This is a genomic window from Oleiphilus sp. HI0125, from assembly GCF_001635355.1.
Genome location: NZ_LWGF01001261.1, coordinates 1 through 795 on the forward strand (window position 1 = coordinate 1; position 795 = coordinate 795).

General features: G+C 45.9%; 1 protein-coding gene. It reads right to left on the reverse strand.

Annotation, left to right across the window (positions count from 1 at the left end):
• The coding region (locus A3762_RS21930; protein WP_156493664.1) for a DEAD/DEAH box helicase at positions 1 to 795 on the reverse strand (795 nt) is incomplete at both ends.

Consider the following 795-nt stretch of genomic DNA (forward strand, 5'->3'; position numbering starts at 1 on the left):
ACGGCCGTACCTTTTTCGCCAGCTCGACCCGTTCGACCAATGCGGTGTACATAGATATCACCACGGCGAGGCATTTGGAAGTTGATCACTAAATCCATGCCTTCGATGTCTAAACCACGCGCGGCAACGTCTGTTGCAATCAGTACTTTGACTTGCTCACGACGCAGCTTGCTCATCACTAGATTACGCTGCTTTTGATCTTTATCACCATGCAGAATACCAGCACTAATATTTTGCTGTTGCATCACCCGATAAACTTGGTCGGCTTGTTCTTTTGAATTACAGAACACCACGCAGTGTTTGTATTCTTCGTTCTCGATTAGCCACTGAACTAGTTTAAATTTATGCGCCTTGTCGTCAGCAAAAATAATTTGCTGTGTGATGTCTTGGTGTTTGTCACTGGTTTGATATAGCTCAAGTGTTTCAGGGTTTGTTAGCAAAGCTTCGGCAAGACCGCGTAAGCTTTTGTTTGCGAGTGTCGCTGAGAACATAGAGGTTTGCATGCGCGCCAAACAATGTTCCGCAATCGATAGCACTTCATCGCTAAAGCCCATGTCGAGTAGTCGGTCTGCTTCATCAAGAATCAGCGCTTCAATACTGCTTAAATCAAAGTCGTCACGCGTGACAACTTCTGATAAACGACCCGGCGTCGCGATGATGATTTGAGGTGGATTTTTTACCAACTCAATTTGTTTATTGATGTCTGTTCCACCGCTGACGATACCGAAGGTAAGATCGGTAAAGCGGCCTAGCTGTTTAGCCTGACGAAGTACTTGCTGAGCAAGTTCGCGCGTA